The sequence below is a fragment of the Haloarcula sp. Atlit-7R genome, assembly GCF_003666065.1.
Taxonomy (GTDB): Archaea; Halobacteriota; Halobacteria; order Halobacteriales; family Haloarculaceae; genus Haloarcula; species Haloarcula taiwanensis.
In genome coordinates this window covers 524,988-539,003 of sequence record NZ_QXIK01000001.1, presented here as the reverse complement: position 1 = coordinate 539,003, position 14,016 = coordinate 524,988, and the positions used below count along the sequence as shown (strand labels likewise).

The window sequence follows — 14,016 nt, the reverse complement described above, 5'->3', positions numbered from 1 at the left end:
GAGCGAGCAGTGAGTGACGGACACGTCGAGTGTGTCCTTGTGACATACAAAAAGAACATTTATATTCAAGTCAAAATAAGAAACTAAAAATGGGGTCAAACTCCGAGTCCGCTCCCCCCCAGGCGCCTCCAGCGGACCAAATCGAGGAGTTGCACGTGGCGATGCGGCGACTGATGGCCGCCGAAGACCAGTCTGAGGTCGCGGTAATCGCGGTCGAGACTGCAACCGCGATTCTCGATTTCCCGTTCAGCGTCTTCTGGGAGGCCACCGACAGCGCGCTCACAGCAGAGGTGATTTCTGACCCGCTTCGAGAGCACGTTCAGGTTCCAGACGACCCGGGAGAGGTCATGCGACACGAGCGCGGGAGCTGGCTGTGGGACCAGTATGAATCCGACGAGACACAGCGAGTCCTCGTTTCGACAGACGAAGCCGCATCGGATGCACCGCTGCACGGGGGTATCAGCGTCCCACTCGGCGAGTACGGGCTTTTGACTGCCGGGACGGATGAGCGAGCCGAACCGACCGAACGTGAGACGCAGTTGGCCGATATACTCGGGAAGAACGTACTCTCTACCCTCGAACGGATCGAGCGCGAGCGGGAGCTGAAACGGCAGCGCGACAACCTCGACCTGCTGAATCAGATCGTCCGTCACGACCTCACGAACCACCTGCAGACCATCAGCGGCCGGGCGGAACTGCTCCGGGACTACTGCAGCGGCGACGCCCTAGAACACGTCGACGGGATACAGGAGAGTAGCCAGTCGGCCGTGGAACTGCTTGAGACGGCTGGAAACCTCGCGGCGGTAATGCGACAGACGGACTGGGAGACCGAGCCGGTCGCCCTTGGACCAGTTCTGTCTTCGGTGACCGAGGATATCACAGCGACATACACCGACGCACATGTCACCGTCCCGGACGAGTTCCCGTCGGTACAGGTGCAAGCCGACGAACTCCTGTCTTCCGTGTTCCGGAACGTTCTCACTAACGCAATCCAGCACAACGATTCGGCAACGCCGTCGGTCGTCGTTGACGTGACTGACGACGGTGACGTGTTTCAGGTCACTGTCGCCGACAACGGCCCGGGAATTCCGGACGAGCAGAAACGGGCGGTGTTCGAACGTGGGGAGAAGCGACCGGACAGTGCGGGGACCGGCGTCGGCCTCTATCTCGTTCAGACGCTGGTCGACGCGTACGGTGGTGACGTCTGGGTCGAAGACAACGAGCCGCGGGGGACCATCGTCGGACTCACGCTACCGAAGGCCACGGACGACGCCTGAGTCGGCTCCAGAACTGGACGGTCCCGCTACCGCTCCAGCAGCCCGTTCAGTAGGTGTATCGCGCCGTGTTTGTCCAGCGGGTCGTTCGCGTTGCCACAGTGGGGCGACTGCACGCAGGCCGGGCAGCCGTCAGCGCAGTTACACGAGCGCAGCATCGAGAGCGTGGTGTCCATCAGCGGCCCGATGTCGTGATAGCCGGCCCGCGTCAGACCGATACCGCCGGGGTACCCGTCGTAAATGAAGATGGTTGGCTCGTCAGTGTGGGGGTGCCGGGGCGTCGACAGGCCGCCGATGTCGCCGCGGTCACAGAGGTACTCGAAGGGGAACATGGAAATCATGGCGTGTTCGGCGGCGTGAATCGCGCCCGGGAAGTCTCCGGCCTCGCCGCTGTCAGCAACTGCGTCGCCTGATAGACTGCCGCCGTCGCCACTGTCGGGTCCGTACTCGCCGCGGCGAATCTGCGCTTCCAGTTCCGACGGCACCGTGTGGTACAGCGCCTTCGTCTCCAGCGTCGTCTCGGGCAGGTCGAGGGCGCGCTGGCCGAGCACTTCCCCCGAGGAGCCGTCGCGGCGCTCGTAGCCGGTTATCTGCTTTCGCATCGTCACCGAGGCGAAGCGGACCGGCACGTCCCCGCTGGCCGGCAGTCGCCGCTCGTCGAGGTCGGCCTCGACGGTGATGGTCTTGTCGTGGAGGACCCGCGTGAAGTAGTCCGCCCACGTCCGCGACAGTTCGGCCACACCCGCGTTGAGGTCGAGGTCGGTCACCTCGTACCGCCGCCCCTGATGGTGATAAATCGCGCCGGGGTGGGCATCGCGTAGCGCGTCTTCCACGGAGAGTTTCGCTATCACGTCCCCGTTCGCCACGAGCTTTACCTCGCCGTCGTCGACGGTCCGCAGGCTCATCTCGTGGTGTGGGCTGCCGCTGCCGAGCCAGCGCATCCCCTGGTCGGTCTGGCGGCGGTCGAGCTTCCCGGCCGATTCGAGGCCGGAAACCACGTCGGGGAACGTCTCGCCGAAGTGGCGGTCGTCGTCGGGCGACAGCCAGTTCTCACAGGCGGCCGCGTGGACGTGAGACGGGAGCAGTTGCTCGTTTTCGGGATTGGTCACGGCCTGCTCGGCCCCCGTCTCGAACAGCGCGTCGGGGTTGCGAAGGACGTACTGGTCCAGCTGGTCCTCGCCGCCGACGAGCGCGACGAGCGCCGGGTCGGTCCCACGGCCGGCCCGTCCGGCCTGCTGGAAGGCTCGCATCCGCGTGCCGGGGTAGCCGTCGAGCAGGACGGCGTCGAGGCCGCCCACGTCGACGCCCAGTTCGAGCGCGCTGGTCGACCAGACGCCCCGGAGGTCGCCGGACTGGAGGCCCTGCTCCAGTTCGCGGCGGCGCTCGTCGGTCAGCGCGGCCTGGTACGCGCCGACGGCGTCCGCGAGGTCGTGTTCCCCGCGGTCGCGGAGTTCGTCGGCGCTGTCGCTGGCGTACCGTTCTGCGGTCTGGCGCGACCCGGCGAAGACGACCGTCTGGAGGCCACGCGCCACGAGGTCGACGAACAGCCGCTTGGTCTCGACGTGGTTCGACCGGCGGCGGCCGCTGCCCCAGCCCTCGCCCTCGTACTCGGGCGGGTTCCACAGCAGCCAGTGTCGCGGCCCGCTGGCGCTGGTGTCCTCGTCGACCAGCGCGAACGACGACTCGGGCTGGCCGGTGACCGCTGCCGCGTGCTCCACGGGATTCCCGATGGTCGCCGAGCAACAGACCCACTCCGGGCCGCCCGTGGTCCCGCCATCGCTTCCTGCGCCCCTGCTCCCGGCGTCGAAGCGCTCGGCGACCCGCTGGAGGCGGCGCATCACGAGCGAGACGTGGCTGCCGAACACGCCGCGGTAGCCGTGCACCTCGTCGATGACGACGGTTTCGAGCCGCTGGAAGAACCAGTCCCACAGCCGATGAGCGTGTGGGAGGATGCCGTAGTGGAGCATGTCCGGCGTCGTCAGCAAAACCGTCGGCTGGCGCTCCCTGATGGCCTCTTTTTCCGATTTCGACTGGTGGCCGGTGTACTGGGCGACAGCGACGCCAGAGGCGAAGCCGAGGCCCTGTGCCAAGTCCGACAGCGTCTCGGTCTGGTCGTTGATGAGCGCGACCTGTGGGGCGACGTATAGTGTTGTCGCCCGGCGGTCAAGCGCCCGCTCGAACGCCGGAACGGTGTAGGCGAGACTCTTGCCGCTGGCCGTCTCGGTCGCGAGCACGACGTTCTCGCCGCCGCGGACGGCCTCGATAGCGTCCACCTGATGGGTGTAGAGGTCCGTGATGCCCCGGTCTTCGAGGACGCCGGTGAGCCAGTCCGTCACGTCGCAGTCCGCGGTCCGCGCGTCCCGTCCGGGTACTGTCCGCTGGTCGACGATCTGTCCCTCGTAGTACGGACGGTTCCGGAGCCACGCAATCGTGTCGTCCACGGGCAGAATACGTGGACGAGCAGTATCGGTGTTGCTGTTCTCAGTCAGTGGTCGATTGCCTGAGCGTCGGTTTCGCATCGCGCTCCGGTGCGGCCGGCAAGGGCGCGACCGCTGCGGGGAGCGCAGCCAGTGGGACGGTGTCGTGAGCGGCGCTTGTGCAGGTGCTCTCGTCCGGTTCGACAGCAAGACAGGTTCCGGCAGCCTCGACCACCGGCGCGTTCCCGTCGCCGACCGCCCCGGCGACCACGACGGCATCGGCGGCCCGGGCGAGTTCGACCGCACGCCCGCGGGTCGCGTCGTCAATGCCCGCGAAGGCCGGGACCGTGACCGTCTCACAGTCGAGGTCCTGCGCCCGCTCGGCGGCTATATCGCCGGCGGGCACAACGCCGACACTGACCTGACAGCCGGCACCAACGAGCGTCGAGACGGCGGACGCCGCCGGCTTACCGGTCCCGACGACGTGGACGCGGCGGTCGACTGCCTCTTGTTCGGGCAGCGGTGTCACGAGCGGCGCGTCGGTGCCGGGCTGGGTCGTCACCAGCGTCTCCGCGTCGAAGGCGTCACGGAGCGTGTCGCTCGTTAGCACGTCTGCGGGACGGCCCGCGGCGCGGATGCCGCCGCCGGCGAGCAACACCAGTTCGTCGCAGTACCGGGCGGCCAGATTGAGGTCGTGAATCGCGGCGACGGCCGTCTTTCCGTCCTCGACCAGCGTCCGGACGAGTTCGAGCGTCCGGACGGCGTGGTTGATGTCGAGGTTCGCCGTCGGTTCGTCCAGCAGGAGCACTGGGGTCTCCTGTGCCAGCGCCCGAGCGAGGAGGACCCGCTGGCGCTCGCCGCCCGAGAGCGAGGTGAACGGCCGGTCGGCGAACTGGGCGACGCTCGCGCGCTCCATCGCCCGCTCGACGGCTTGGCGGTCTGCCTCGTCAATCCGGTCGAACCGGCCGAGATGCGGTGTCCGCCCCATCTCAACGGTCTGTCTGACGCTGAAATCGAACGATAGCGCGGTGCCCTGTGGCGTGCTCGCGACGAGGCGGCTCACCGCCTTCGCCGAGCGGTCCGAAATCGGTTCGCCGTCGACGCGAACCGTGCCGCGGTCCGGGTCGAGCGTCCCCTTGACCGTTCGCAGGACGGTCGTCTTGCCCGCGCCGTTGGGGCCGACGAGACCGACAAGCGACCCGCGGTCGACGCTGAAATCGACGTCTGAGACGACCGATTGGTCGCCGAATGATACCGCGAGGCCAGACACGTCGAGTATCGGTCCGGAGCGACCCCGTTCCGGGTCGGCACTGTCGGACCCAGCTCCGCCGTTCATAGCTCGTGCACCTCCCGCTTCCGGAGCAAGTACAGGAAAAACGGCGCGCCGAGGACGGCGGTGACGATGCCGACCGGGACCTCGGCGCTGCCTGAGCGTGCCAGCGTGTCCGTCGCTACGAGGAACGACGCCCCGGCGAGGGCCGCCGTCGGGAGCAGTATACGGTGGTCCGGCCCGACGAGCAACCGCATCACGTGGGGGACGATGAGGCCGACGAAGCCGACGATGCCGGCGACGGCGACGCCCGCTGCTGTGATGACCGCCGACAGCGCGAGCAGGACTCGCTTGGTTCGTTCGACCTCGATACCGAGGCTCTGTGCGTCCTCCTCGCCGAGCAGCATGACGTTCAGGTCGCGTGCGTACGCGAGCAACACGGCGAATGGGATAGCAACGAGCACGACGCTGGTGGTCACTTCCGGCCAGGACGCACCCTTGAGATGGCCCATCAGCCAGTACAGCGCCCGGCGGATGCTCTCGCCGCTGTGGAGCAACAGGAAGGAAACGACCGCGCCGAGAAACGTCTGTATCGCCACGCCGGCCAGCAACAGCGTCGCGACCGGCGTACGCCCGTTCCGCGTCGCGATGAGATAGACGCCGAAGGCCGCGACCAGCGCCCCCGCGAAGGCTGCGCCGCGGAGCCCGAGCCCGAACGGGATGACGACCGGTGCGACGATGAAGCCCACCGCGCCGACGGCCGCGCCGGAGGACACACCGATGATAGAGGGGTCAGCCATCGGATTCCGGAAAATCCCTTGCATAATCGTCCCTGCGGCGGCAAGCGAGAAGCCGACGACCGCACCGAGCAGTATTCGGGGGAGCCGGACCTGCATCACAATCTGTGTCCGAAGGTCGCTTACGGCGTAGGAAAACATGTGGGCCGTGGTCACGTCGACCGTAGGGCCTGAGATAGAGATGCCCGTCGGGACGACAACGGCGTTGAGCAGCACCTTCCCGACGACGGCGGGCGGAATCCACACTGGACCGATTCCGGCGCTCGTCGTCACCACGGCACAGAGGACGGCGACGAGCCCAGCCGACCACCCGACGGTCCGACCCGCGAAACGCATGTATGAAAGCCCACTTGCAGTAGATAAGTATTTATTGCTCCTGACACCCGCATAGGGTATGCGACGACGTGCTCTCGTCTATGTCTTTGTCGTGCTCATCGGCTCCTTCGCGGGTATCACTCCGGCGTCAGCAGCAGCTGACACGCAGGCGGACGGCTGCTCGTTCCCGGTCACGGTGACCGACGCGACCGGGACTGAGGTCACGATCGAGGAGCGTCCGGAGCGGGTGACGACGACCAATCCCTCGGCCGCCCAGACGATGTGGGAGATCGGCGGCCGCTCCCAGGTGGTCGGGCTCACTCAGTATGCGAGCTATCTGGACGGCGCTGAGAGCCGAACGAACGTCTCCGCAAGCTTCGGTGTCAACGTTGAGCGCGTCGTCAGTACGAACCCGGATCTGGTGATTGCACCGAACGCCAGCGCCGGTGACGTGGCCCCGCTCCGGCAGGCCGGGCTCACAGTGTATCACCTCCCCGCCGCGACAACTATCGAGGACATTCAAGCAAAGACGGCGACCATCGGTCGACTGACTGGTAACTGCGAAGGTGCGAGCGAAGCGAACGCCTGGATGGTCGCGAACGTCGACGCCGTTCGGCAGGTCACTGCGGACGCCGAAGACCGACCGACGGCGCTGTATCCGCTCGGTGGGGGGTACGTGGCGGCCGGCAACACCTTCGTCACGTCGCTCATCGAACTCGCGGGCGCGGAGAACGCCGCGGCCCGCAACCACACGCAATACCCACAGCTCAACGACGAGGTCATCCTCAAGCTCGACCCGGATGTTCTCTTCGTCACCGAGAACACGGCGACCATCACGCAGACGGAACCATACGCCAGCACGACCGCGGGCGAGACCAACACGACGGTCTCCGTCCGGGTACGGAATATCAACCAGCCTGCGCCACGGAGCGTGGTCTCGTTCGCACACAACGCCACCGCACAGCTCTATCCGGACCGCTATGACGCCGACAGCTACGTTCCCCGGTCGGCCGTGGCCGTGACGCCTTCCGAGACAGCAACGGCACAGACCGAGCTGTCGACAGCTACGGACACGATGGCGACGGAGGAACGGACCACCGATGCCAGTGGTCCCGGATTCACCGCCGTCGGGGCGCTTGTCGCACTGCTAGCGCTGGTCTGCGCACAACAGGTTCGTCGTCGGAGGCCATAGGGCTATGGACAAACAACGCATCCGTGAGACAGCCTGGGACGCGCTGGAAGAACGGGGCGTCGCCCGGTTCCCGTTCCCGCCCCACGACCGGATTCCGAACTTTGAGGGCGCGAGTGAGGCCGCACTGCGCCTGACAGAGACCGCAGTCTGGGACGCCGCCGAGACGGTCAAGGCGAACCCGGACTCGCCACAGCTTCCGGTCCGACGGGCGGCGTTGCGGGCCGGAAAGACGGTGTATATGGCTGTACCACGGCTTCGGGACGAGCGGTGTTTCTACGAACTCGACCCCGACGACCTCGATGATATCGAGGCCGCGCCGGCCATCTCGAATGTTGCGGACCACGCGCGACAGGTCGGTCCCGAGGCGGTCGGGGACGTCGACCTCGTCGTGTCGGGGTCGGTCGCGGTCACCGAAGACGGCGCACGAATCGGCAAGGGCGAGGGGTACAGCGACCTCGAATACGCCGTCCTCCGGGAACTGGGGCTGGTCGACGAGACGACGCCGGTCGTGACGACGGTTCACGAACTCCAGATTGTCGGCGGTCCCGGTGGCGTTGTCGACGCCACTGTGCCTGTCGACGACCATGACGTGCCGATGGACCGGGTCGTGACGCCGGAGCGAACTGTCGAGACAGCCACTACGCACACGACGCCGACGGGCGTCGATTGGGACGCGCTTTCCGCGGACCGAATCGACGAGATTCCGGTACTTTCCTCGCGCCGTTCTGACTGACTTCACAGCCGCTGTCCCGGGTACAACCCTGGTAATGAAAGCTTACCGGCGGTACAACTTTATTCCCACATTCCCTGAAAGACGTATGGATACACCCGTGGCCACGCCGAACCGTCACGGGGTCGATGGAACCGCTGGACAGGTCCGTGTCCTCTATGTCGACGAGGACTGTGATGACATCACAGCGGTCAAGGAGACGCTGACTGGTAGCGCCGACGAATTCACTGTGACGGTGTGTGAGACGGCAACAGACGCCCTCAGTGCCCTCGAAGACGCGTCCTACGACTGTGTTGTCAGCGAGTATCGATTGCCGGCCCGGAACGGGATCGAACTGCTGGGCGCTGTTCGGGACCGGTCGTTTGACCTCCCGTTTCTGCTGTTTACTGATGACGGAGACGAGAGCGTGGCCAGCGAGGCCATTTCGGCCGGTGTCACGGATTACGTGACGAAGACACCCCTCTCGGAACAGACGGAATTGCTTCGACAGCGGATCACCGCTGCCGTTGCTCGCTCCCGGGAGGAGTCGGACATCCTCGACCGGATGACCGACGCGTTCTTCGCTGTTGACGAGAACTGGGAGTTCACGTACGCCAACGAGCGTGGTCGGCGCATCATCGAGCGTGCGATGAAGGGGGACGGAGCGACGACGGACCTGCTGGGGCGCAACATCTGGGAGGTGATTCCGTCCCTAGAGGGGACGGAGTTCAGCAAGCGGTATCGGGAGGCGATGTCGAACCAGGAGCCGACATCCTTCGAGGCGTACTTCGAGCCGCTACAGACGTGGTTTGAGGTGTCCGTGTACCCGTCGCCGACAGGCATCTCGGTGTATTTCCGTGACATCACGGAGCGCCAGAAACACGAGGAGAAGCTCAGAGGGAGAGAGCGAACGCTCAGAGAAATCTATGCCGTCATCTCGCGCAAAGACATGGATTTCGAGGCGAAGGTCAAGCGCTTGTTCGAAATCGGCCAACACGTCCTCGGAACGGAGACGGCCGCACTCTCGCGCATCGACGGTGACAGATACGTCTTCGAAATCGTAACCGACCGGACGGGCACTACCGAAGCGGGCGATACGGTCCCGCTGGAGGCAACGAACTGCGAGCGGGCCGTCATCGAGGAGCAGACGCTGGTGCTGGCCGATATCGCTGAAGACCGGCCAGATCTGGCCGAAAGGGCTGGCTACACGGAGATGGGCATCTCTTGTTACCTTGGAACTCCTGTTATCGTCGATGGGTCAGTGTTCGGGACGTTCTGCTTCTACGGTACGGACCCCCGTGACTCATTCTCTGAGTGGGAAGTCACACTCGTCGAGTTGATGGGGAACTGGGTCAGCTACGAGCAAGAGCGCGAACGCCGCGAGCAGGAACTCACCCGCGAGCGGAACCGTCTGGAGGACTTCGCCAGCGTCGTCAGCCACGACCTCCGGAACCCGCTTAGCGTGGCGTTCGGCCGGCTCACGCTTGTTGAGGAAGAATACGACGGGAATCCGGAGCACATCGAGTCGCTCCACCGGTCACTCGAACGGATGGACGAACTCATCGACGACGTGCTCGCGCTCGCTCGCGGCGGCCACAAGGTCATCGACGCGAACGAAACGTCGTTAGACGATATCATCACCGCCGCTTGGGACACTGTCGAAAGCTCGGACGCGACGCTCGAACGAATTGAGATGGACGCGGAAATCACGGGCGACCAGACGCGCCTCCAGCAGCTGTTCGAGAACCTCTTCCGAAACAGTGTGGAGCACAGCGACGACCCCGTGACTGTTCGCGTCGGGACGCTCTCGGGTGGGCGGGGGTTCTACGTGGCGGACGACGGCCCCGGAATTCCCGAGGACGAGCGTGAGCAGGTGTTCGAGCGCGGCTACACCACGAGCGACGACGGGACCGGCTTCGGGCTGGCTATTGTCTCCGAAATCGTCGACGCACACGGTGGGCGAATAACTGTCGCAGAAAGCGATGGCGGCGGGGTGCGATTCGACGTGACCGGGGTTCAGGTCGACCGCCTATAGCTGGTCGACGCAGTCCCGAATGAGTCCGTCGACGTTCTCCGGGAGCGTCGGATGGTAGGCCCGGTCCGGCAGGTCACGCACGTCAAGGCCGAGCTCGACAATGGTCTGGAACGTCTTGGCGAAGCTGTCCGCGTGGTAGTGCATCCCTTGCCAGCCGAGTACTGTTCCGTCCTCCGCGTCGACGACGAGTTTCGCAAGGCCCTCGGGCACGTCTTTCGATTTGAACACGCCGTCGTCGCTGGCCTGTCGCGTCGCCGTGACGATGTCGTAGCCCGCTTCTTTCGCAGTCTCCTCGTTGTGGCCGACGCGAGCGAACGGATAGACGCCGAGCCCGGAGAAGATAACGTGGTGGTGGACATTCCGGTAGTCTTCGAGCGAGCCACCGGACTCTTGCCGGACGATGTTCTCGGCGGCGGTGAAGCCCTGCTCCTTGGCGACGTGGAGAATCGGCTCCTTGCCGTTGACATCGCCGACGGCGTAGATGTGGTCGGCGTCGCGGGTCTGCATCGTGTCTTTCGCCCAGTCGCCCTCCACTGAGATGGACGTGTTCTCTAACCCCAATCCCTCGACGGTCGGGCGACGGCCGGTGAACAGGAACAGCTGGTCGGCTTCGAACGTTTCCTCGCCGCCGTCGTCGTACTCGACGGTGAGGCGGACGCCGCCGTCTTCTGTCTCCTCCAGTTCCTTCTCGTAGCAGTTCGTCGGAACGGTCACGTCCCAGTTGTCCTCGTAGATGTCGAGCGCCTCGTCGCCGAACTCCGGGTCGCCCTCGTCGATGGGCCGGTCGTCGTGCTCGATAACTGTGAGTTCCATCCCACCGGCCTCGGCGAGGTACGGGACCATCTCCATCCCGATGTACCCAAAGCCCATCACGATGCCAGAGTCGGGGAACTCAGTGGCATCGAGCACCTGGTCGCTCGTCATGAAGTCGACCTCGTTGATTCCGGGTGTGTCTGGGATGTTCACGCTGGAGCCGGTCGCGATGACGACGTAGTCGGCTTCGTGTTCCTCGCCTCCGGCCCGGACCGTATGCTCGTCGACGAACGTGGCAGTGTCGTGGATGAACGTCACGTCGTCGCGCTCGGCCATTTCGTGGATAGAATCCCGGCGGTGTCCCGCCCAGCCGAGGACGTGGTCGTCCTTCCGTTCGACGACGGCTTCCAGATCGACTTCGGGCACGTCGCCGACGAGACGGTCGTCGTGGCGCGCCTGGAAGCGGTGTGCACCTGCGGAGAGCACTTCCTTGGACGGCATACAGCCACGAAGGATACAGAGGCCACCGCCGGGCTCGCCGTTGTCGACGAGCGTGAGTTCGATGTCCTCCTCCTCGACAAGGTCGCCGGCGACTGCGGCCCCGGCACTCCCATACGCGCCGATGATAACGACGTGAGTCATACGAGTGCTAGAGCGACGGCATTAAATAAAGGCTTCAGTGGCGTGTTTCGCCCAGACACGACCGACGTGTGGTCGTCTGTCCTACTGACCCGGTCAGTCGTCGCCTTCGACGGGTGCGGGTGGCCGCGACCGCCCGAACCCGAGTATGCCACCGACCGACCAGTCAGCGTTGAACACCCGGTCCCAGACGACGAGCGCGGAGGGGATCACCAGTAGGGAAGCAAGGAACGCGTACCCGATCGACAACGCCGTCAGAATGCCGAACTGGCCGATTGCGGGGAACACAGCCAGCCCGAGCACACCGATGCCGAACGTCGTGGTGAGCATACTCCCGAACAGCGCCCCGCCGGTCCCGCGAACAGTCCGGTCTAGCGCCGTTTCGAGGTCGTTCTCCTCGAACTCGTCGGCGAACCGGTGGGTGACGTGGACAGAGTAGTCGACCCCCAGCCCGATGGTTATCGCCAGCATTGTCGCTGTGAGCGCGTTGAACGGGATGCTAAGCACCCGCATCGTGCCGCCGAGCCACGCCACCGTGACGACGACAGGAATGATGTTCACGAGACCAAGCGACGGCCGCCCTTCCAGCATATTGTAGATGAGAATGAGGAACACCGACGACCCGGCAAGCGCAATCGCCAGTGACTGTATGGCTGACTCCAGAATAAGGTCCGAGACGGCCTGGAACACGATGATTGAGCCGGTCGCCGTCGCCTCGTACCGGAAGTCCTCGGCAACGGTTCGCGTATCGGCGGTCACCTCGGCGTCGGTCGCGTCTGATTCGACCGTGTAGACGACGCGCGCGCTCCGGTAGTCCTCGGTGATGTACTCTAACGCCGTACTCCGGTCCGACGAGTCGAGCAGATACTCGTATATCTCCTCGAGGTTATCGTCTGGGACTCCGTTGTCGTTCTGGTCGTTGCGCTCGACCATCCGGCGGAATTCGGGGTCCTCTGCTGCTCGGTCTTGAATGACCGTGACGATAGACGTCGACTCAGCGCGCCCGTCCTCTCGGACGAACGAATCCGGCGGGTTGTCACCCGCCCGATACATCTGCTCAAGCGCCGCATCGTTCCGCATTGGCCCCTCTACGTACACCGTCGCCTGACTGGACTGGGTCGTATCGAACCGGTCATCGAGGAAGTTCGTCACCTCCGTTACGGTGTATTCGCTCGGAGCGAACGGTTCCGGCAGGGATTCGACGAAGTCTGGATTCTCCTCGGGCGGCAGGAAGTCCTCCTGACTGAACGAGGTCGAGACGCCGGTGGCGTAGTAGCTGGCACCGACCGTGGATATCAGGATTAGCACGAGGAAGACGATCGGGGCGCGATTCGCGATGACGACACCGCCGCGCAACACGTCGCTGAGTGCTGAGTCTTCCGCGCCCAGCGGCGTCTCACTGAACGTCGGAATGGGGAAGCGCTGACGGAGCCGATCCAATTCTACCTTTGCGGCGGGTAGGAACACCCCGAAGATGAGGAAGGTAAACGTGATACCGACAGAGGCCACGTAGCCGAAGTCCTGAATCGGCGGCAGTGCACTGGTGAGATTCGCGGCGAACCCGATGACTGTCGTCCCCGTCACAATAAAGAAGGCGACAAGCAACTGGTCAGTCGTGATTCGCATCGACTTCTGGATAGACGCTCCGGTTTCGCGCTCCTCCCGATACCGGTTGACGGCGTGAATTCCGAAGTCGATACCGACCGCCAGCAACAGCGGCGGCACGGCGATGAGCATCTGCGAGAAGGGGATACCGGCAAGCCCCATGAAGCCGAACGTCCAGACGACGGCCATAAACAGCGCAATAAGGCCAAGCGCCATGTCTGCGAGGTCGCGGTAGGCAATCGTCAGGAAAAAGAGGATGAACAGCACCGCTGCGGGCACGGTCAGGATGAGCGAATCACTGACCACGTTCGAGAACTCGTCAGCGATGATGCCACTCCCGAACAGGGTGATGCCACCGTTGTCAGCGCTGGAGACAGTGAACCCGGCCTGTTTCTGGATGCTCGTCAGCGGACTCGATCCGCCCTGGCCTGACCCGGACGAGATTCCGGCCGGAACCTCGTGCGTGACGACGCCGATCGTCGCCGACGCTGAGGCGGATTTGCGGTTGAAATCCTTGCTCAGTAGCGATTTGAACCGGGAGTTCCGCTCGGCCGCGCGCCCGACGGCAGCGTCGATTTCTCCCGGTGTCGCGGCTTCGACAGCATAGATCTGCTGTTCGGTCGTCTTCGCCTCCGGATCTAGCTGCTGGGCGACGATGGTAGCGGCGCTTGAGGTCGACGTGACACGGAGCGCTCCGTGCTCTTCCAACCGATGCTGTGACCTGAGCATCCGTAGCAGCGCCGGCTTCGCGAGCACGTTGTTCTCCCGCTGGATCAACTGCGTGCTCCCTGTATCCGGAGAGAAGGCCGGCGAGAACTTGTCGTTGACCTCCTGCAGTGCCTCTTCGGCCGGAAGCCCGGTCGTAAACTGTGACGTCCCGGAGTTGGTCGAGACGCTTCCGAGGCCGGCGCTGAAGACCACCGTCACGACCAGGAAGAGGAGCACCACCTTCCGTGAATCGTGGACGATGCGGTCGTCCGCCCAGTCGATGTAGCGCTGGTAATCCATGC

9 protein-coding genes are annotated in these 14,016 nt (G+C 64.7%); 4 read left to right on the top strand and 5 right to left on the bottom strand.

All coding sequences use genetic code 11. From position 1 onward, the window contains the following. Window positions 1-89 precede the first annotated feature (89 nt). On the top strand, window positions 90-1,277 hold the full coding sequence (locus tag D3D01_RS02805) for a sensor histidine kinase KdpD (RefSeq protein ID WP_121511161.1): 1,188 nt from the start codon (window positions 90-92) through the stop codon (window positions 1,275-1,277). 26 nt (window positions 1,278-1,303) lie between these two features. On the opposite strand, the gene D3D01_RS02800 is transcribed toward D3D01_RS02805, so the two are convergent. From D3D01_RS02800 to btuC, 3 genes are read right to left on the bottom strand one after another with little or no spacing between them, the layout of a single operon-like run. Next, on the bottom strand, window positions 1,304-3,715 hold the full coding sequence (locus D3D01_RS02800; protein WP_121511160.1) for a DEAD/DEAH box helicase: 2,412 nt from the start codon (window positions 3,713-3,715) through the stop codon (window positions 1,304-1,306). Between the two features lie 40 nt (window positions 3,716-3,755). Further along, entirely contained in the window at window positions 3,756-5,027 is a 1,272-nt protein-coding gene (locus D3D01_RS02795; RefSeq protein ID WP_121511159.1) for an ATP-binding cassette domain-containing protein, read from the bottom strand. Then, window positions 5,024-6,094, bottom strand: coding sequence for a vitamin B12 ABC transporter permease BtuC (gene btuC, locus D3D01_RS02790; RefSeq protein ID WP_101349324.1), 1,071 nt, complete (start codon window positions 6,092-6,094; stop codon window positions 5,024-5,026). The genes D3D01_RS02795 and btuC overlap by 4 nt, the downstream gene beginning before the upstream one ends. A gap of 58 nt (window positions 6,095-6,152) precedes the next feature. Between btuC and D3D01_RS02785 the strand changes: the two genes are divergently transcribed. The 3 genes from D3D01_RS02785 (at window position 6,153) to D3D01_RS02775 (ending at window position 10,009) form a co-directional block, all read left to right on the top strand. After that, the gene (locus tag D3D01_RS02785; RefSeq protein ID WP_121511158.1) at window positions 6,153-7,265 is read left to right on the top strand and encodes a PGF-CTERM-anchored ABC transporter substrate-binding protein; all 1,113 of its coding nucleotides are present in this window, start codon (window positions 6,153-6,155) and stop codon (window positions 7,263-7,265) included. Between the two features lie 4 nt (window positions 7,266-7,269). Continuing rightward, on the top strand, window positions 7,270-7,998 hold the full coding sequence (locus D3D01_RS02780) for a 5-formyltetrahydrofolate cyclo-ligase (protein ID WP_121511157.1): 729 nt from the start codon (window positions 7,270-7,272) through the stop codon (window positions 7,996-7,998). A gap of 85 nt (window positions 7,999-8,083) precedes the next feature. Beyond that, window positions 8,084-10,009, top strand: coding sequence for an ATP-binding protein (locus D3D01_RS02775; protein ID WP_121511156.1), 1,926 nt, complete (start codon window positions 8,084-8,086; stop codon window positions 10,007-10,009). Here the strand turns inward: D3D01_RS02775 and D3D01_RS02770 are convergent. Next, a complete protein-coding gene (locus D3D01_RS02770; RefSeq protein ID WP_101349328.1) occupies window positions 10,004-11,404 on the bottom strand; it encodes an NAD(P)/FAD-dependent oxidoreductase in 1,401 nt (466 codons plus the stop codon). The two genes, D3D01_RS02775 and D3D01_RS02770, sit on opposite strands and share 6 nt — an antisense overlap. A 93-nt stretch (window positions 11,405-11,497) precedes the next feature. Next, window positions 11,498-14,014 carry an RND family transporter gene (locus tag D3D01_RS02765; protein ID WP_121511155.1) on the bottom strand — a complete coding sequence of 839 codons (2,517 nt, stop codon included), beginning with the start codon at window positions 14,012-14,014 and terminating at the stop codon, window positions 11,498-11,500. Window positions 14,015-14,016 lie beyond the last annotated feature (2 nt).